General features: G+C 71.6%; 17 protein-coding genes. 6 read left to right on the plus strand and 11 right to left on the minus strand.

Features of this window, described 5'->3' with window-relative positions; genetic code table 11:
* Window positions 1-4 precede the first annotated feature (4 nt).
* Window positions 5-2,728, plus strand: a complete 2,724-nt coding sequence (locus IE107_RS10075; RefSeq protein WP_189543325.1) for a cation-translocating P-type ATPase — start codon at window positions 5-7, stop codon at window positions 2,726-2,728.
* A 316-nt stretch (window positions 2,729-3,044) separates the two neighbouring features.
* Window positions 3,045-3,827: a polysaccharide deacetylase family protein gene (locus IE107_RS10080; protein WP_189543327.1), complete on the plus strand. Its 783-nt coding sequence runs from the start codon at window positions 3,045-3,047 to the stop codon at window positions 3,825-3,827.
* A 125-nt stretch (window positions 3,828-3,952) separates the two neighbouring features.
* Here the strand turns inward: IE107_RS10080 and IE107_RS10085 are convergent, their stop codons facing one another.
* The 8 genes from IE107_RS10085 to IE107_RS10120 form a co-directional block, all read right to left on the minus strand.
* Window positions 3,953-4,522 (minus strand): hypothetical protein, encoded by a 570-nt coding sequence (locus tag IE107_RS10085; RefSeq protein WP_189543329.1) that lies wholly within the window; start codon window positions 4,520-4,522, stop codon window positions 3,953-3,955.
* Between the two features lie 114 nt (window positions 4,523-4,636).
* The gene (locus IE107_RS10090) at window positions 4,637-5,266 is read right to left on the minus strand and encodes a sigma-70 family RNA polymerase sigma factor (protein ID WP_189543331.1); all 630 of its coding nucleotides are present in this window, start codon (window positions 5,264-5,266) and stop codon (window positions 4,637-4,639) included.
* 250 nt (window positions 5,267-5,516) lie between these two features.
* Entirely contained in the window at window positions 5,517-6,362 is an 846-nt protein-coding gene (locus IE107_RS10095) for a hypothetical protein (protein ID WP_189543333.1), read from the minus strand.
* 136 nt (window positions 6,363-6,498) lie between these two features.
* On the minus strand, window positions 6,499-7,017 hold the full coding sequence (locus IE107_RS10100) for a copper chaperone PCu(A)C (RefSeq protein ID WP_229866810.1): 519 nt from the start codon (window positions 7,015-7,017) through the stop codon (window positions 6,499-6,501).
* Window positions 7,017-9,305: a heavy metal translocating P-type ATPase gene (locus tag IE107_RS10105; RefSeq protein ID WP_189543335.1), complete on the minus strand. Its 2,289-nt coding sequence runs from the start codon at window positions 9,303-9,305 to the stop codon at window positions 7,017-7,019. Before IE107_RS10105 ends, IE107_RS10100 begins: the two co-directional genes overlap by 1 nt.
* On the minus strand, window positions 9,305-9,523 hold the full coding sequence (locus tag IE107_RS10110; protein WP_189543336.1) for a hypothetical protein: 219 nt from the start codon (window positions 9,521-9,523) through the stop codon (window positions 9,305-9,307). Before IE107_RS10110 ends, IE107_RS10105 begins: the two co-directional genes overlap by 1 nt.
* 204 nt (window positions 9,524-9,727) lie before the next feature.
* Window positions 9,728-10,387, minus strand: coding sequence for a DUF5134 domain-containing protein (locus tag IE107_RS10115; RefSeq protein ID WP_189543338.1), 660 nt, complete (start codon window positions 10,385-10,387; stop codon window positions 9,728-9,730).
* Window positions 10,384-11,880 carry a PepSY-associated TM helix domain-containing protein gene (locus IE107_RS10120; RefSeq protein WP_189543340.1) on the minus strand — a complete coding sequence of 499 codons (1,497 nt, stop codon included), beginning with the start codon at window positions 11,878-11,880 and terminating at the stop codon, window positions 10,384-10,386. The genes IE107_RS10115 and IE107_RS10120 overlap by 4 nt, the downstream gene beginning before the upstream one ends.
* A 285-nt stretch (window positions 11,881-12,165) precedes the next feature.
* On the opposite strand from IE107_RS10120, the gene IE107_RS10125 reads away from it, so the two are divergent.
* Genes IE107_RS10125 through IE107_RS10135 form a run of 3 tightly spaced genes read left to right on the plus strand, consistent with a single transcriptional unit; the run spans window position 12,166 to window position 15,073 of the window.
* A complete protein-coding gene (locus IE107_RS10125) occupies window positions 12,166-13,215 on the plus strand; it encodes an ABC transporter substrate-binding protein (RefSeq protein WP_189543342.1) in 1,050 nt (349 codons plus the stop codon).
* 56 nt (window positions 13,216-13,271) lie between these two features.
* Window positions 13,272-14,237 (plus strand): FecCD family ABC transporter permease, encoded by a 966-nt coding sequence (locus IE107_RS10130; RefSeq protein WP_189543457.1) that lies wholly within the window; start codon window positions 13,272-13,274, stop codon window positions 14,235-14,237.
* The gene (locus tag IE107_RS10135) at window positions 14,234-15,073 is read left to right on the plus strand and encodes an ABC transporter ATP-binding protein (RefSeq protein ID WP_189543344.1); all 840 of its coding nucleotides are present in this window, start codon (window positions 14,234-14,236) and stop codon (window positions 15,071-15,073) included. The genes IE107_RS10130 and IE107_RS10135 overlap by 4 nt, the downstream gene beginning before the upstream one ends.
* Window positions 15,074-15,381: 308 nt before the next feature.
* Here the strand turns inward: IE107_RS10135 and IE107_RS10140 are convergent, their stop codons facing one another.
* From IE107_RS10140 to IE107_RS10150, 3 genes are all read right to left on the minus strand, one after another.
* Window positions 15,382-15,813, minus strand: coding sequence for an SRPBCC family protein (locus tag IE107_RS10140; protein ID WP_189543346.1), 432 nt, complete (start codon window positions 15,811-15,813; stop codon window positions 15,382-15,384).
* Between the two features lie 149 nt (window positions 15,814-15,962).
* Complete coding sequence (locus IE107_RS10145; RefSeq protein ID WP_189543349.1) at window positions 15,963-16,259, minus strand: hypothetical protein; 297 nt, start codon at window positions 16,257-16,259, stop codon at window positions 15,963-15,965.
* A gap of 130 nt (window positions 16,260-16,389) precedes the next feature.
* Window positions 16,390-16,677 carry a hypothetical protein gene (locus IE107_RS10150; protein WP_189543350.1) on the minus strand — a complete coding sequence of 96 codons (288 nt, stop codon included), beginning with the start codon at window positions 16,675-16,677 and terminating at the stop codon, window positions 16,390-16,392.
* Window positions 16,678-16,922: 245 nt separating this feature from the next.
* Between IE107_RS10150 and IE107_RS10155 the strand changes: the two genes are divergently transcribed.
* Window positions 16,923-18,053 carry a site-2 protease family protein gene (locus IE107_RS10155; RefSeq protein ID WP_189543352.1) on the plus strand — a complete coding sequence of 377 codons (1,131 nt, stop codon included), beginning with the start codon at window positions 16,923-16,925 and terminating at the stop codon, window positions 18,051-18,053.
* Window positions 18,054-18,425 lie beyond the last annotated feature (372 nt).

Below are 18,425 nucleotides of genomic sequence, written 5' to 3' on the forward strand. Positions count from 1 at the left end.
GAAGATGGCGGTGCAGCGGGACCCCGCAGAACAACAGCCCCCCGCTCCGGCGGATTGGTACGCGCGCACTCCCCAGGACGTCGCGGCAGCACTCGGGGTCGACCCCGCGATCGGGCTCTCCACGGCGCGCGCGGCCGAACTGCTCGTCGCGAACGGCCCGAACGCGCTGCCCGAGGAGCAACCGGCCCCTGCCTGGCGGAGGTTCCTCGACCAGTACCGCAGCTACATGCAGATCATTCTCGTGGCCGCGGCGGTGGTGTCGCTCCTGGTCGCGCAGTGGGGCACGGCAGTCGTGCTCGCCCTGCTGACACTGCTGAACGCCGTCGTGGGCCTGCGGCAGGAGGGCAAGGCCGTCAGCGCCATGAACGCGCTGAAATCGATGATGAAGGCGACGGCACGGGTACGGCGCGACGGCACCGAGCTGGAGATCCCCGCCACCGAACTCGTCGTCGGCGACATCGTGCTCATCGCCGCCGGTGACCAGGTCTCGGCGGACGGGCGGGTCATCGAGGCCCACGCCCTGCAGATCGACGAGTCGGCGCTCACCGGGGAGAGCGTCCCCGCCGCGAAGGACGCCGGTACGCTGCCGGCCGGCCGGCCGGGGCCGGGGGAGCAGTCGAACATGGCGTTCATGAACACGCCCGTCACCCACGGCAGCGGTGTCGTGGTCATCACCGGGACGGGCGAGAGGACCGAACTCGGCAAGATCTCCGGAATGCTGTCGGCCACCGCGCCGGAGGCGACGCCGCTCACCAGGGAACTCAACACCCTGACGCTGTGGATCGCCTCGGCGGCCGGTCTCACCATGATCGTGATGTTGGCCCTGGGCCGCAGCAGGGGCCAGGCGTGGGACGTTCTGTTCGTCAGCGCGGTCTCCCTGGCCATCGCGGCCATTCCCGAGGCACTGCCGACCGTGACCCAGGTGATCCTCTCCGTCGGCAGTCTCAACCTGGCCGGGCGCAACGCGATCGTGAAGGAACTTCCCTCGGTGGAGACCCTGGGGTTCACCTCGGCGATCAACTCGGACAAGACCGGCACGCTGACGATGAACCAGATGACCGCGGTCGAAGTGGTGAGTCCCACCGACCGGTACACCGTCTCCGGCACGGGCTACGGTCTCGACGGGAAGATCCACCACGCCGCGGGATCACCCACGAGGATCGAGGACGCGATCCTCCCGTACATCGTCGCGAGCGACGCCAAGCTGGTGGACGGCCAGGTGGTGGGTGATCCCACCGAAGGCGCGCTCCTGGTGCTCGGGCACAAGGCCGGCCTGGACATCGAGGCCACGCAGCAGCGGCTCCCGCGGCTGGCCACGCTGCCGTTCGATCCGGACTACAAGCTCATGGCCACCTTCAACTCGACGGTGGACGCCGCCGGACGACCGGTGGTGCGCTGCTTCGTCAAGGGCGCTGCGCCGGCGGTGATGGCGCGCGCCGCCACCGCGCTCTCGGCGGGCGGGACCATCGCCTGGGACGCGGAACTGGAGCGGCGCGCGCAGGAGCAGATCGAGCGGATGGGCGGCGAGGGGCAGCGGGTGATGGCCGCGGCCACCCGGGATCTGGACCCCTCGGGCTTCGATCCGGACGGTGACCTCCTCGCCCATGTCACCGACTTGCGGATGACCAGCCTGGTCGGCATGGTCGACCCGCCGCGCAAGGAGTCCAGGGCCGCTGTGGCAAGCGCCCAGGAAGCTCATATCCGGGTCCGTCTGGTGACCGGGGACGACGTCACCACCGGTGCCGCCATTGCCAGAGAGCTGGGGATCCCCGGTGAGGCCGTGCTCGGTGCCGACTTCGCCGCGTGGCCGGAGCACGAGCAGCTCGCCCGTATCGACGGCATCGGTGTGGTCGGGCGCGTCGCGCCGGAGCACAAGGTCCTGCTCGCCGACACCCTCAAGAAGACAGGTGAGGTCGTGGCGATGACCGGCGACGGTGTCAACGACGCGCCCGCCATCAAGGCCGCCGACATCGGCATCGCCATGGGCAGCGGCACGGACGTGGCGAAGAACGCCGGCCGCATGATTCTCTCCGACGACAACTTCGCCACGATCGTCTTCGCGGTGGAGGAGGGCAGGAAGCTCTACGACAACCTCACCAAGTACATCCGGTTCGTTCTGCTGCTGCTGGTCACCTTCGTGCTGACCTTTCTCGGTGCCACGTTGTTCAACATCGCAGCGGGCGAGCCCTTCACGCCCGCACAGGTTCTGTGGGTGCACTTCGTCGTCAACGCCCCCTTCGGCTTCGCGCTCGGCTTCGACAGGGAGAGTCCCGGGCTCATGCGTCGCACACCCCGCCCCCGCGGTGAGTCGGTGCTGACCCGGCCGGTACTGGTCACCGTCGGGCTCGGTGGGCTGGCCCTCACCGTCGCGCTCCTCGCGCTGATCAAGCTGGGGGAGATCCACTTCGGCAGCGCCCGGACCGGCAACTCGATCGCCTTCACCGCTTTCGCGCTCTGCCTGATCGCGGCCGCGTTCGAGTGCCGCAGCGAGACGGATTCGGTGCTGACGACGGCCACCTTCGACAGCAAGCAGATGAACTGGGCGGCGCTGTCCGAATTCGTCCTCGCGGTGCTGGTGACCCAGATGGACGGCTTCCGCCGCATCCTGGGCACCACCCAGATCAACCTCCGCCAGTTCGGCTGGGCCCTCCTTGCCGCGCTCGTGTTCCTGCTCCTGTGGGAACTGGGCAAGTCGGCGGCGCGCAGGGCGCGGCACGCCGCGGCGTAACGGACACCCGGCCGGCGCCGGACGGCGGCCACCGCGTTTTCCACGGCGGGGAGGAAGCCACTCGGCCCGACGCCACGGGCGGCACACCGCCCCCGGAGCCGGGCGTCACCGGCCGGGCATCGGCGGCTACTGCGCCCGGACCACACCGCTGTTGACCGATGCCGTACGACAGATCTTGTCTGTCGCGGGTCTCCCGCGTTTGTCGCCGGTCCCCTGCGGATTCGTCTGCGATCGGTAACAGAGCGATCCCGTACGGGCGTTCGTATGTCTTCATGGGGGCAGGGCATCGGCGGAGACAGCAAAGGGGTGGGCGGACATGGCAAAGCACAAGGGAAGGGGATGGCACAGCAAGCTTCTCGGGGCGGCGCTCGGGGTGACAGCGCTGGCCGCTGCCACCTCGGTCTGGACCGCGCAGGCCGACACCGCCGGAGCACGGCAGCCGCAAGCGCAGGCCTCGGCGCCGGGCGCCCGGCCTCAGGACCGGACCGTGACCAAGGTGGCGGCGGACATCGCGCACGCCTCGGACAAAGGCGCCCGGGGCGTCAACATCACCATCGACGACGGACCGGACCCGGTCTGGACGCCGCAGGTGCTGCAACTGCTGAAGGACAACGGTGTGAAGGCCACGTTCTGCATGGTGGGCACGCAGGCCCAGGCGCATCCGGACCTGGTCAAGGAGGTCGTGGCGGCCGGGCACCGGCTGTGCAACCACACGGTCTCGCACGACACCACCATGGACACCAAGTCCGAGGCATACCAGTCCCAGCAGATCCTGGATGCCGAACGCATGATCACCAAAGCGTCCGGAGGCGTCCGGCCGGAGTACTACAGGGCCCCGGGCGGTGCTTTCACCCCGTACAGCCGGCAGCTCGCCGCGTCCCGGGGGATGCGACCGCTGGGCTGGAACGTCGACTCCAGGGACTTCGAGCGCCCCGGTGCGCAGACCATGGTCGCCACCGTCAAGAGGGAGATCTCCAACGGGCCGACCGTCCTCTTCCACGACGCGGGAGGGGACCGCTCCCAGACCGTGGCCGCTCTGCGCGAGATCCTGCCCTGGCTGAGGCAGCAGGGATACTCCTTCGGATTCCCCGTGCGGTGAGCGGGTCTCGCCCGCACGGGCGAGCAGCGGGGATTCGTGGCGGTCGGCTCCGGCCGGGACGCGGTCCGGCGCAATGGCGTGACCGCCCGTCAGGCCCGAGCGGGTGGTGCCGGCGACCGAGCGGCTCAGTCGTGGAGAGTGACGTGGGGCAGTGGGCGGCCAGTGGCGTCGAACAACGCGGTTCCACAAGGGCAGCGTTCGTCGGCCAGGGCCTCGGTCGACGGCAGTTCCCAGACCAGCATCTGCGAGCAGTTCGGGCAGTTCAGGCTGACGAGGGTCTCTTCGGGTTCCGATCCCCAGGCCCGTACCGGGACGCCCTGGTGCGTCAGCTCGGTCGGCTCGTGCTCACCGGTCAGTGCGACCAGTAGCTCGTAGGTGTCGGTGCCGTTGTCCTGCATCATGAGAGTGCAGCCGAGATGTGCCAGCACACCGGACAGATGATCGAGCTGGCGGACCGGAAGATCACCGCGGCGCAGAGTCGGGTCGGTCTCGGCCGCGCGGTGGACGGCGTCGGTGTCGACGTCTGCCGGATCTGCCCCGAAGGCCCGTACCCGACCGGCCACGAATGCCGCCAGCTGCCCCGGGTGATCTTCACCGGACCAGTCCATCGTGAACGTCACACTGTCGACCCCGACTCCCTGGGCCCGCTCGTCGGGGGTCAGGACCAGCTCTTCCAGCTCTGTCACGGCGATCATGCTACTGCCGTGGTGGACCGTGCCGTTCGTGACCGACTGCCGACGGGCGTGCGCCCCGTCGCGCGTGGCGGGGCCGGGGCCGCCCCGGTGCGGGAGCGGCCCCGGTGGTGTGCGTCAGGCGGCCTGCGCCAGGGCCTCCGCCTCGCCGTGCTCCAGCTGTGCGGTCAGGGCGGTACGCGCGCGGGCCACCCTGGAGCGGACCGTGCCGACCGGGCAGCCCGCCGCGCGGGCGGCCTCCGCGTAGGAGAGCCCGAGCAACTGGGTGAGGACGAACGCCTGTCGGCGGTCGTACGGGAGCGCGGCCAGGAGTTCCTGGAGCGCCACCCCTTCCTCGAAGCCGGGCAGCCCTGTCGGCTGGGCGCGCTCGACGGTCGCGCTCCAGTCGTCGGTGTCGGCGAGCAGGGGGCGCGCGGCGGTCCTGCGGAAGTCGTCGACGACGGCGCGGCGCGCGATGGTGAGGAGCCAGGTACGGGCCGAGGAGCGGCCCTCGAAGCGGTGCAGGGTGCGCAGAGCGCGCAGGAACGTGTCCTGCGCGAGGTCCTCGGCGGCCTGCGGGTCGGCGGACAGGTGGGCCACATACCGTACGACGTCGCGGTGCAGGGCCCGTACGAAGGCGTCGGCCGCCTCGCGGTCCCCGGCGCGGGCGGCGAGCGCCCAGCCGGTCGAGACGGTGTCCTCCGTCGTCCTGTCGTGCGGCACGGAGGCGCGCTGTGACCCGCGCGGGGCGGGCAGGGTGGTGTTCATCGCCAGGTGTGTCCTTCACGGATCGGTCCGGCACCCGGGCGTCCGGTCACGGCGCGGGGCCGCGCGCCGCGGCTGCGGCGCGCGTGGCGGCGTGCGGGACGGGTCCGGGTCTCCGGTGAATGGGGCACCCGGGCCCTTCGGGGCCGGGTGTGCCGGAGGACTCCCACTGCGTGCGGGTACGGCGGCGGGCCGGTCGGCGACCGGGCGCGTGCCAGCGGGGTGTACGTCCTCCGGAATGCCTGCCGCGTTCTCAGAACGCGGCGAGCACCCCGGGCGGCCCGCGCCGGTCCCGCGCGCGAGCGCACCGCAGGCCCAGCGGCAGCCGGTCGCTCAGGCCCCGGTGGGGGCGCAGACGGCGGCGCGGGGCCGGCAACGGCGCCGTGAGGAGGGGACGGAGGGGAGCAAGCAGCCGGCCCGCGACCGCGCGCAGGACCTGGAAGGCGGCGCGTTCGCCGCGGGCCAGCCACACCCCGCAGGCGAGGGCGGCGAGGACGTGCGCGGCGAGCATCCCCGTCGAGGACATCCCGGCCATGTCGTGGCCCATGTGGGCCGTCGAGCCCATGTGACCCATGGCGGAGGCGTGGTCCATGCCGGCCATGTGGTCCATGCCGGTCATCGCGCCGCTCGCGGCCGAGTGGTCCATGCCGGCCATGTGGTCCATGCCGGTCATCGCGCCGCTCGCGGCCGAGTGGTCCATGCCGGCCATGTGGTCCATGCCGGTCATCGCGCCGCTCGCGGCCGAGTGGTCCATGCCCGCCATGTGGTCCATGCCCGCCATGGCGTCCGTCGGCGCCGCACCCGCTCCGGCCTCGTACGAGCCCGTCCCCCCGACCGTCCCGAGGGCGGACTGCGCGGCGGCGAAGGCGTTGTGCAGCACGCCCTGGGTCGCGACGGCGAGGCCCGTGACGAGCCAGGGGCCGCGCTCGCGGGCGGCGAACCACCAGCCGGGGACCGCGAGCGCGAGGAAGCCGGTGACGAGCACCCAGAAGGGAAGCGGGGCCTCGGACATGAGGACGTGCCCGGTCGCGGCGAGCGTGACGGAGACGGCGGCGAACATCGCCGCCCTCACCGCGCGTCCGACCGGTCCCGCTTCCATGGCGCCTCATCCTCCCATCGAGGGAGGCCGGGCGACATGGCAGGGCGCCCGGCTTGCCTTCAATGCCGGAAAGGCGCCCGCTGGAGCGGAGTTCCGGCATATGGGGCAGGAACGGACGGCGGTGCGGGGCACGGCGCTACGGGCGAAGGGGCCGGTCCGTCTCCGTACCCGGCCGGACCACCACCGCCCGGACCTTCAGCGGCTTCCCGTACGCGAAGCGCAGCGTGAAGGAGACCTCTTCGCCGGGCAGCCACGTTCCCTTCGGCCGTACGGTCACGTCCGTCCCGTGCGGGGTCATCGTGAGCCCGTCCTCGGCCGGAACGGCGGCGGAGCCCACCGGCTGCCGGTAGGCGGCGCCGGAGGATGTCATGCGGTGTTCGCTCAGCGCGGGAGGCGCGGCCGTGTCGGGCGAGGTGATCTTCACGAGCCGGTCGGCGGAGCCGCCGTCGTTGGTGAGGGTGAAGAACGCGGCGGTCTCCCGCGTCGAGCCGAGCGGCTGGTAGACGTACGCCTTCGTGACGGCCACGTGCGGCGGGCTCCCGGCACGTCCGGTCGCCGTCCAGGCACCGAGACCACAGAGGGCGAGGGCGCAGGCGAGGACGGGAACGCCGACGGCGGTGAGCGGGGCGCGCAGGCGCGCGGAGGGAACGGGCATCAGAAGGCCGCCTTCGGGGAGCGGCGCCGGCGCCGCGCGACGGCCGCCGCTGCGGCGGGCTGCCAGCGGCGCAGGCGGAGGCTGCTGAGGACGACGAGGACCGAACTGAGGGACATCGCGGCAGCGGCGAGCATCGGATTGAGCAGGCCCACCATGGCGAGCGGGATGGTGACGACGTTGTAGCCGAAGGCCCACAGCAGGTTGCCTCGGATGGTGGCGAGGGTGCGGCGGGCGAGGCGTACGGCGTCGGCGAGGGCTTCGATGTCGTCGCGGACGAGGGTGACGTCGGCGGCGCCGATGGCGACATCGGTGCCGGTGCCCATCGCGATGCCGAGGTCGGCCCCGGCGAGCGCCGCCGCGTCGTTGACGCCGTCCCCGACGACCGCGACCCGCTTCCCCTCCGCGCGCAGCGCGCGGACCAGCTCCGCTTTGCGTTCGGGGGTGCAGCGGGAGTACGTCTCGTCGATGCCGAGTGCGGTGGCGACGGCCCGCGCGGGCTCCTCCCGGTCCCCGGTGGCGAGGACGGGGTGCACGCCGAGGCGGCGGAGCCGGTCCACGGCGTGGTAGCTGCCGGGGCGTACGACGTCGCCGAGCGCGAGGACGGCCTCGGGCCGCCCGTCGACCCGTACCAGGACAGGGGTGTGGGCGGCTTCCAGGGCGGTGGCGAGGGCCGCGCCCAGCTCCTCGGGCAGCTCGCCCTCGGGGGCGCCGACCTCCACGAGCCGCCCGTCCACGTGTCCGCGCACGCCGTTGCCGGGCGTCGCGGTGAAACCGCTGAGTGCGCCGGGCCGTACCGCGCCCTCGGCGAGGGAGCGCTCGGCGTGGAGAACGAGGGCGCGGCCGAGCGGATGCTCGGATCCGGTCTCGACGGTCGCCGCGAGCCGCAGCACCTCCTGCGCGCCGGGGCCTTCCGAGCGCGCGGTGAGGGCGGTGACGGTGAGGTGCCCGGAGGTGAGGGTGCCGGTCTTGTCGAGCACGACGGTGTCGATCTGCCGGAGGGCTTCGAGGGCTTGCGGTCCCTTGACGAGGATGCCGAGCTGGGCACCTCGGCCGGTGGCCGCCATGAGAGCTGTGGGGGTCGCGAGCCCGAGCGCGCACGGGCAGGCGACGACGAGGACGGCGACGCACGCGGTGAAGGCGGGCTGAGGCTCCGCGCCCGCGCCGAGCCAGAAGCCGAGCACGGTGACGGCGAGGGTGAGGACGACGGGCACGAAGACCCCGGCCACGGTGTCGGCGAGCCGCTGGGCGCGGGCCTTCCCGGCCTGGGCCTCGGTGACGAGGGCCGTGATGCGGGCGAGCTGGGTGTCGGCGCCGACGGCCGTCGCGCGTACGAGCAGGAGCCCGCCCGCGTTGACCGAGCCGCCCGTGACGGCGGAGCCGGCCGCGACCTCCACGGGCCGCGTCTCGCCGGTCACGAGGGACAGGTCCACGGCGGACGTGCCCTCCACGACCTCGCCGTCCGTCGCGACACGTTCCCCGGGCCGTACGAGGAAGACCTGGCCCACCGCGAGGCGCGCGGCCGGGACGGTACGCTCCACGGCCCCGTCCCGTACCGTCACCTCCTTCACGCCGAGCTCGGCGAGCGCGCGCAGGGCGGCCGAGGTGCCGCGCCGGGCGCGGGCCTCCAGGTGGCGGCCGAGGAGGACGAAGAGCGGGACGCCGACCGCTGCTTCGAGATAGACGTGCGCCATTGCGTCCGAGACGGTGGGCAGCAGTGTGAAGGGCATCCGCATGCCGGGGTCACCGGCGCCGCCGAGGAAGAGCGCGTACGAGGACCAGCCGAAGGAGGCGACGACGCCGAGCGAGACGAGCGTGTCCATCGTCGCCGTGCCGTGCCGCAGCCCGCGCCAGGCCCGCTCATGGAAGGGCCAGGCGCTCCAGAAGGCGACGGGCGCGGCGAGCACGAAGCACAGCCACTGCCAGTTGCGGAACTGGAGCGAGGGCACCATCGACAGGACGAGGACGGGGACGGTGAGGAGCGCGGTCACCAGCAGCCGCTGCGGGGCGCCGGGCTCGGTCTCCTCGTCCTCCTGTTCTTCCCCGGACGCGGGCGGCTCGGGGAGGCGGGCGGTGTAACCGGCCTTCTCGACGGTGGCGAGGAGCGCGTCCGTACCGAGATCCGCCGGGTGCTCGACGCGGGCCGTGCCGGTCGCGAGATTGACGGTGGCGCGCACGCCCTCCAGGGCACCGAGCTTCTTCTCGACCCTGCGCACGCAGGCCGCGCACGTCATGCCGCCGACGACGAGATCGGTCGTGGCGACGGCGCGCGAAGCGGTCTGATGGCCCATCAGTGATCCATCCCGCTCATGCCGCCCATGTCGTGCGGGACGGAGTCGTCGTCCTGGTCCGGGACCCCGCGCATGTCGGGGGCGACGGGCCCGGCGAGATGACCCACCCCGTACGAGACGGCGAAGAGCGCGACGAGCAGAAGCAGGAAACCCCCGAGCAGCGCGTACGGCACGGGGGTGGAACGCCGTCCGGCGGAAGGCGTCACCGAGTGGTCCATGAGTCAGGCTCCGGCGAGAGTGCGGGTCGTACGGTCCAGAGGTCGGCCGGACCGGGCCGCGAGTTCCCCCACACCCCGGGTGACGTGCATCACATAACGGACACCTGTCACGCGCGTCCCAGGAGCATCACGCCCCCAGGACGCGCGCCCGGCGCCCGGGACCGCACGGGCCGAGGCCGGTTCCGCCGGCGCCGACCCCGCGGGTCACACCATCACGACGAACATCACCGCCATGCCCAGCGCCATCAGCCCGTGACAGCCCAGGTCCCACGCGGCGTGCACCGCGCCGCCCGACGACGCGCCGCTCGCCGTGCGGGGCGCGAGGCGGCCCGTGTCGAAGCCCTTCGCGAGCCACCACAGCGCGAGCGCCAGCAGGACGAGGGCGAGCAGCCCCGCGCTCCAGCGGTCGCCGGTGCCGCCGAGCGTCATCGTCGCGATCGCTCCCGGGGCCGACATGTCCATCCCGGGCATGTCGTGCGCGTGGCCCCCGCCCGTCGCGCTCATGGACATGCCCGAGGACATCGCGGCGACCATCCACGCCATCGCTCCGGTCATCACGGCGTGCGGCAGCGCGCTCACGAGGGTGCGCGCCCGGGATTCGGGTCCGCTCGGCAGAGCGAGGGCGATCAGCACGAACCAGACCGCCGCGGCGGAGAAGAAGACCACCTGCGGCGTGCCGGGCAGGTCCATGCCCCAGGGCCAGGACATCGCGAACATGGCGAGGGCCATGACCGCGTGCAGACCGTGGGCGAGCCGCGCGGTCCACGGCTGGGAGCGGGCCGCGAGGGCGCGCCACAGGCCGTAGGCGGCGAGGGCGCAGAAGAGCAGCGTCAGAATCCAGCGCAGCCCGGTGGCGGCGATCATCGGGCCATCTCCTTCGGTGTCTCGTCGCGCGCTTGCGTGTGCGCGCGCTCGTGTCGGCGTGCCTGCGCGACCGCCAGGTCCCCGAGCAGGAAGCAGACCAGGGGCAGCCCGAACAACGGCAGGTAGTAGGCGAGGACGGCGGCCACGACGACGAGCGGCGCCATGACCCTGCCCGGCACCCGGCGCCAGGCTCCCCGCGCCGGCGGGCGGCCGAACCGCCTGCCGCCCGCCCGGGTGGGCCTGCGCAGCCACCACATCCGGTAGCCCCAGAAGAGCATCCCGATGAGCGCGACGGCGATGAGCGCGAGGACGATCTGGTTGGCGAGACCGAAGAGCAGGCCCATGTGGGCGTCGATGCCCCAGCGGGTGAGCTTGGCGAGGACGGGGAAGTCGTCGAAGAGCAGCTTGTCCGTGACCTTGCCGGTGGCCGGGTCGATCGCGATCGAGTCCTGCTGCTCCGGCCATTGCCGCGTGTTCTCGCGGACGACGTACGCGCTCTTGGTGTCCGCGGGCGGGCTGACGACGAGTTTGCCGCGCAGCCCCTCGGAGCGGGCGATGCGGACGGCTTCATCGAGGTCGACCTTCGCGGCGGCATCCGCGGAGGAGGCGCCCGAGTGCGCCCCCGCCGGGCCGTCGCCGTGCGTGCCGTGACCGAGGGCCGAGGAGACGGAGGGCGTCGCACCGCCCAGCGAGTCCTGGATCCTGCCGATGTTCGCGCCCGCGTGCGCCGACCAGGTCAGCCCGGTTGCCGAGAGCGCGAGGAAGCCGATCGACACCCACAGCCCGACAGCCCCGTGCCAGGACAGCGTGCGCCCGCGCCCCTTCGGGCCCCGGCGCGGCACGAACAGCTTGCGCAGCCGCTCCCGGCCGCGCGGCGCCCCGAGCCACAGCACGAGCCCGCCGAGCACCTCGACCCACAGCCAGCTCGCGGCGATCTCGCTGTAGTTGCGGCCGAAGTCGCCGAGGTGCAGGGTGCGGTGCAGGCTGTCGAACCAGGACCGCACGGGCAGCCACTCGCCGTAGGTACGCAGCGTGCCGCGCACCTTTGCGTCGTACGGATCGACGAAGGCGGTCTGTGTGTAGCCCTCGGGCAGTCCCTCGACGTCGAAGGTGACCCGGGTCGTGTCGCTGTCCCCCGCACCCTTGGTGACGGAGACGAGCCGCCCGCCGGGTATCGCCTCGCGGGCGGCGTCCACCTGAGCGTCGAGCGGCTTCGGCTCGCCGTGCGGGGTGACCTGCAGCTCGTGGCGGTAGACGACGGACTCGATCTGCGGGGTGAACGTGTAGAGCAGCCCGGTAACAGCCGCGACGAGCAGGAACGGCCCGATGAGGATGCCCGCGTAGAAGTGCAGGCGGAGCAGGAGGGGGCGCAGCCCGCTCCAGGTGCCGCCGCCGTCGGCCCGCTCGGAACGGGTGAGGTCCTCGACCGGGTCGGTCTCCTCGGCTGAGCGCTGCCGGGGCGGTGGTGACGCGGCAGGCGTGGTCTCGGTCATCGGTTCTTCCTCATACGTGGACCGGTGGGGACGGTGACGTACAGGGAGTCGGTGCGAGAGGTGCGCGAGTTCCCGTACGCGGGGTGTGACGCCGATCGCAGGGGGTGCACGGCGCCGCCGCGCGTCCGGACGGACCCGCACGGGCTTCCCCACGCCCACCGCGCCGGGTGGTCGCCTGCGTCACGTACGTCACACCGATGACCGCCGGGAACTCACCCGCCCCCGCCCCCGACTCCTGCAACAGCGCCTCGACACGCCCCACTTGATCACCGAGGAGATACCCCCATGCCGACACCCAGGCCGACAGCCGCCGCCCTCGCCGCCCTCCTGTGCCTCGCCGCAGCCGGCTGCTCCGGCTCGGACTCCGGCTCCGGCGGCAAGAAGACCGACGCCGCCGAAAAGACGTCCCCCGCCGCGCAGGGCGAGTACCCCGTCACTCTCAAGAACTGCGGGCTGAACCAGAAGTTCGACCGGGCCCCCAGCCGGGTCGTCGTGATGAACGGGGCCTCGGTCGCCGAGGTGTCCACGCTGCTCGCCCTCGGCCAGGGGGACCGGATCGTCTCCAACCAGCAGTCCTACGGCATGTCCGAAGTCCCCGGGCGCGCCGAGGAGATAAAGAAGCTGCCCACCGGCGGGGTGAAGCCGAACGACGCCTACGACATCCCGCGCGAGGCCATGATCGGTCTGCGGCCCGACCTCGTGCTCTCCAACATGTCCTACGGCTTCGACGCCAAGAACGGCTTCGCCACTCGCGAGCAGCTCCAGGAGGCCGGGGCGCGTACCTACATCTCGCCCGAGGGCTGCGGCCAGGACATCCTGAACACGACGATCGACGACAGCTACACACTGCTGCGGGACATGGGCAGGATCTTCGGTGTCGAGGACAGGGCCGAGAAGCTCATCGCCACCGAACGGCGGAACATCGCCGACGTGGCGGAGAAGGTCGGCGACGCGAAGAAGCCGAAGGTCATGGTCATCTTCTCCAACATGACCATGGGCAGCAACGACTTCAGTTCCATCGCCGCCCACGGCATCTACAACGACATCCTCGCCAAGGCCGGCGGCGGCAATGCCTTCGCGAGCGCGTCGAAGACCTCCTTCGCCGATCTCAGCAAGGAGAAGGTCGCCGCCACCGACGTGGACGCCCTCGTGGTCGTCAGCTACAACGACCCGGACCCGACCGCGTACGCGAAGAAGCTGCTCAAGGAGTTCCCCCAGTGGTCCGCGGCCAAGAAGAACAAGTTCGTGGTGCTCTCCGACTCGATGTACCTCGGCCCCAGCAACGACGTGGCGGTCGAGAAGATCGCCAGGATGCTGCACCCCGAAGCCTTCTGAGCCGCTTCCCGCTGTGGGCCTGCGTGCTCGTGCTCACCGCCGCGCTGCTGGTCTCGATGGTCCTCGCCATCGGCATCGGCGCGGTCGACGTGCCGGTCGGTGACGTGTGGACGGTCCTGGTCCACCACGTCACCGGCCGGGGACCCGTGGACGATGTCGCCCTCGACCAGATCGTCTGGCAGTTCCGCACCCCCCGTGTCGTCCTCGCAGCGGTCGTGGGGGCGGGACTCGCCGTCTGCGGCGCCGTCCTCCAGACCCTCGTCTCCAACCCGCTCGCCGATCCCACGGTCCTCGGCTTCTCGCACGGAGCATCGCTGGGCGCGGTCCTCGTGATCACGCTCGGCGGGGCGGGGCTCGGCGGACTCGGCGTCTCCGGGGCGGCGTTCGTGGGCGCGCTGCTGGCGGGGACGCTGGTCTTCGCGCTCGGACAACGCAGGGGACGGCTCGCGCCCACGCGGCTCGTGCTCGCCGGGGTCGCGGTCGGCTATGTGCTGCTCGCGGCGACGAGCTTCGTGCAACTGCGGGCAACGCCCAACGAGTTGCGCGGCGTCATGTTCTGGATGCTGGGCAGCGTCTCCGGCGCACGCTGGGGCCAACTGCCCACCGTCACCGTCGTGGTGGTGCTCGGGGCGACGCTGCTCGCCTTCCTCGGGCGGCGTATGAACGCGCTGCTCGCCGGGGACGAGTCGGCGACGTCGCTCGGCGTGGACGTGCACCGCACTCGTGCGGTGCTGCTCGTGGTGAGCGCACTTTTGACCGGAACCCTCACCGCCGTCGCGGGCGGCATCGGCTTCGTCGGCCTGATGATCCCGCACCTGGTACGGCTCGCCCTCGGTGCGGACCACCGCAGGCTGCTCCCGCTGAGCGCACTGCTCGGGGCCGTCTACCTCGTACTGGTCGACCTGCTCTCCCGTACCGTCGACCGGCCCAACGAGCTGCCGTTGGGCATCCTCACCGCACTGCTCGGCGCACCGTTCTTCCTCTGGCTGCTGCGCCGCAACAGGGGGCTCGACACCGCATGAGACTCACCGTGGACGGCCTCCACGTCACCCTCGACGGCATTCCGGTCCTGCACGACGTCGGACTCGACGTGTCGCCGGGCCAGATCGTGGGCCTCGTCGGCCCCAACGGGAGCGGCAAGTCCACCCTGCTGCGGGCCGTCTACCGTTCGCTGCGGCCCGTCGCCGGGGTCGTCGAGGTGGGCGGGCGGGACGTGTGGCGGCTCTCCTCGCGAGCCGCCGCCCGGCACACCGCTGCCGTCCTCCAGGACGGGGCGGGCGCGGGCGGCCTCACCGTCGCCGAGACGGTGGCCCTCGGCCGCACCCCGCACCACGGGGTGCTGGGACGCGACGGCGAGAGCGACCGGCGCGCCGTCGCCGGGGCGATGGAGAGCTGCGGCATCGCGTCGCTCGCCGACCGCGACCTCTCCTCCCTCTCCGGCGGTGAGCGCCAGCGCGTCCTGCTCGCCAGGGCCCTCGCCCAGGCCCCGGAACTCCTCGTCCTGGACGAACTGACCAACCACCTCGACATCCGGGCCCGGTTCGAACTCCTCGGCCTGATCCGGAACACCGGCGTCACGACCCTCGCCGTGCTGCACGACCTCGACCTCGCCGCCCGGCTCTGCGACCGCCTCGTCGTTCTCCACCGCGGCCGTGCCGTCGCCGCGGGCCCGGTTCTCGACGTCCTCACCCCGGACCTCCTCCACGAGGTCTTCGGCGTCCGCGCCCGCACCGAACGACACCCGGACGGCGTCATCCGGATCACGTACGAGGCGGACCCGCTCGCGGAGGCTCGAACCGGGGCGACGCTCAAGGAAGCGGTGGCACAGGCTGCCCGAGAAGGGGCACGCGAGCAGTAGCAGAAAGGATCAGGTGGTGCAGAGGTGGTGCACGACGCTCGGGCAGATCCGGACAACAAGAAAGGCCCGGGTCATCGACCTGGGCCTTCGTCGTGGAGCGGGTGACGAGAATTGAACTCGCGCTCTGCGCTTGGGAATCAACGCCGCCTGCGAGGCCGGCATGGCCCCTGACCAGGCCAGACGCCAGCGGGGCGACCCGTCCGGGCGTGCACGAGGCACCGTTGTTGACCGCTGGCTGCCGTGCTGAAGGGCACGGGCGGGGCACAACGGCCGCGGACCGCACTGCCGTCGTACTCGGTGGGGGCGCCTCACCGTTCCCGTTCCACCAACTCCTTGAAGTGCTGGAGGTCGTCCCGTACAAGCCGTTCGATCGCGGCCGCCTGGGCGAATCCCTTCGGCCCGCCGAACGACTCCTTGACGGTGCCTGGGTCGTACTCGATCCGGGCCTGGACTCGGGTGTGCTCCCGGTCGATGGGCAGCAGCGAGAAGGTTCCCGCCAGGTCGGGGCCACTCGTGGTCTGCCACTCCATCGTGTGTTCCTTGCCACGGTCGGTGATCTCGGCTTCGAACTCCTGAACCCGGCCGCCGACATCGACGTCCAGGTGCGTCTGGTGCCCGTCCTCCGAACGAGCCTCGCGTACTCCTTCGACGAACCGCGGATAGGCCTCCACTCGGTGGAGGCGTTCCCAGGCCTCAGCGATCGGAACATCGACATCGACCTGTTCTTCGAGAGTGCTCATCGGCCACCTCGCAACTCGGTTCACGGTTTACGGGAACGTATCTTTTGTCGCCCTCCAGAAGGTCGATGGAGGCCGCCGTTGCTGTCCCTGGGCCGGCGGGCCGGCGCTGTCCGTCCCCGGCGTTCCGGGGCACGGACGCGAGACGGGCTTCAGGCGGGTCCGACTCCGAGTTCGCGGCCGCGGTAGAAGCCTTCCTGCTCCTCGACGACGTATGGGGCCATGGCCTCACGCCGCTGCGTCTCGACCGCGGAGGCCCGCCAGGAGTCGCACGCTTCCTTGGTGTCCCAGAACGACACCCCGGTGATCTCTTGCCCGTCCTCGGACCAGTACGCGTAGGCGCGGCGCAGCGCCTGCGGGTACTGGTCCGGGCGCCAGGCCCTCTCGAACGCCTCCAACGCGCCCGGCCTGATGCGGCGTGTCGTCACCCAGACAAAGTGCTCCACCATCACGGTCTCCTCTGGAATGCCGGTTCGACTTGATGGCGCCTTGTCGATCCATCGTAGGTTTGTGGCATCGTTTCCGCCCCTGCTGCACGATCTGCCTTGAATCGGCCGGCTTCGTCACGCAGCGGGGAACTCACCGCTCGGGCCGGTCCGGCATGGGGCGCTCCGTGCCGTCGAGCTCCAGCGTGCATCTGGGTTTGGAGGGGACGAGGTGCGGCTGGTGTACCCGGACCCGGAATGGGCGGGCGGGCTCTTCGGGCAGTTCGCCGGTCAGCAAGCTCGTCCCGGGGGCGTGCTGCTTCTGGTACGCGACCACTTTGCCGTTGACCAGGAGTTCGATCTCTCCGTTTCTTCTGGGCCCGACGTTCACGGTGATCGAGTGGTCACCCTGATCCAGGTGGAAGTGATGGCTGTGCCCCATGACGCACCTCCACAGTGCTGTCGGAAGGTCCAGCCTAGATCCGGCGCCCTCCCGACTGTGCCCGCGCAGCGACGCGCTGAACGGAATCCACGGAACCGAGGAGCGAAACGCGTCCTGGGCCCTGGCCGATTGCGGGAGATTCCGAGAGTGACAATTGTGGGGTAGGTGCCGTGCTGGTCGGTTCATGGAGTCAGGTCGCGAGGTCCTGCCCGGTGGACCGGGTGCCGAGCCGGCGGGAGACGACGATGAACGGCTCGGTCCGTGTCGGACAAGTTGTCGGGGTACCACTGCGGATGCATTGGAGCGTGCCGCTGCTGGTGGTCCTGTTCGCGTACGGTCTCGGCCGCAAGACCCTCCCCGCATGGACTCCAGGGCGCTCGGATGCGGTCTACACCTTCGCCAGTGCCGTGGGGGCCGTGCTGCTCATGGGCAGCCTCCTGCTCCACGAGACGGCACATGCTGCGACTGCCCGCAGGAAGAAGATCGCGGTGCAGGATGTGACGCTGTGGGCGCTGGGCGGGATGACCCGGATGGGGCGACCGCCGACGGCCGCGGTGGCTTTCGCAGTGGCGATCAGCGGGCCGCTCACCAGCCTGGCCGTCGGAAGCGCCGCGCTCGGAGCAGGAATCGGGCTGCACGCGATGTCCGGCTGGGGGGTGCCTGCCGCCGTTGCGGTGTGGCTCGGCTGGGCGAACCTGTTCCTGGGCGCGTTCAACCTCCTTCCCGCTGCGCCGCTCGACGGCGGAAGGGTGGTGCAGGCGCTGTTGTGGTGGCGTACCGGAGACCGGGAACGTGCGGATCGGGCGGCCTCCCGAAGCGGTCAGGTCGTGGGCGGGCTGCTGCTGGCCTTCGGCTGGATCTCCTTGCTGCGCGGGGCGCCGGGCGGGCTGTGGCTCGTCTTCGTCGGTCTCTTCATCATGGTCGTCGCCGGGGCCGAACGGCAGCGCGCCGTGATCCACACGGCACTGCGGGGCATCAAGGTTGCCGATGGCATGTCCAGCCCGGTGACTACCGGCGCCGACTGGCTGACCATTCGGCATTTCATCGACGAGGTGGCGGTGGACTCCGGCCATTCCGCCGTGCCGCTGCTCGATTTCGAAGGCCGTCCCAGCGGGATCGTTCAGATACGCAGGCTTGCCCGGGTACCGGAAGCGCGCCGGGAGGCGCTGCGCGTGCGCGAGGTGGCGACCCCGCTGGCGCAGTGCGCGGTTGCCGCCCCGAGTGATCTTCTGAGTGAGGCTCTCGACAAACTCCGCCCAGGTACTGGCATGAACATTCTCGTCGTGGACGGGGGCCATCTGGTGGGGATCGTCACGGCGAAGGACATCTCACGGCTGATCCAGCGGCACACACTGGGGGGCCAGGGGGCCGGCTGAGCCCAGGTCCCGCAGCGTCGTCGGCGATGTTGCACCTTCGGCCAGGAGACCCGTCGGCTTCGCCGAGGCGGGGCAACCCCGCCTGATACCGCCGTCGCCCCGCCCGTAGCCGTTGTGCCGCTGTCCCAGGCAACTACAGCACCGGCGGTCCCGAACCTGCAGCACCACCGAGCTTCGTGTTCCGGGCGGCTGCGCTCCGGCTGCCTCCGGCACGGAGGACCAGGTGGCCGGGGTACGGCTGCTCGCCGGCAGGACCGGGACCACGTGCCTCGCAGGACGCCGCGCGGTGTGTTCTGTCCCCGGCGCCGAATCAGCGCTGGATGTCATGGACGCGCCATCCCGCGGTTCGTTCGCCGGGCAGTGGTCGCCGGG

It is taken from the genome of Streptomyces gelaticus (assembly GCF_014649535.1).
GTDB lineage: Bacteria > Actinomycetota > Actinomycetes > Streptomycetales > Streptomycetaceae > Streptomyces > Streptomyces gelaticus.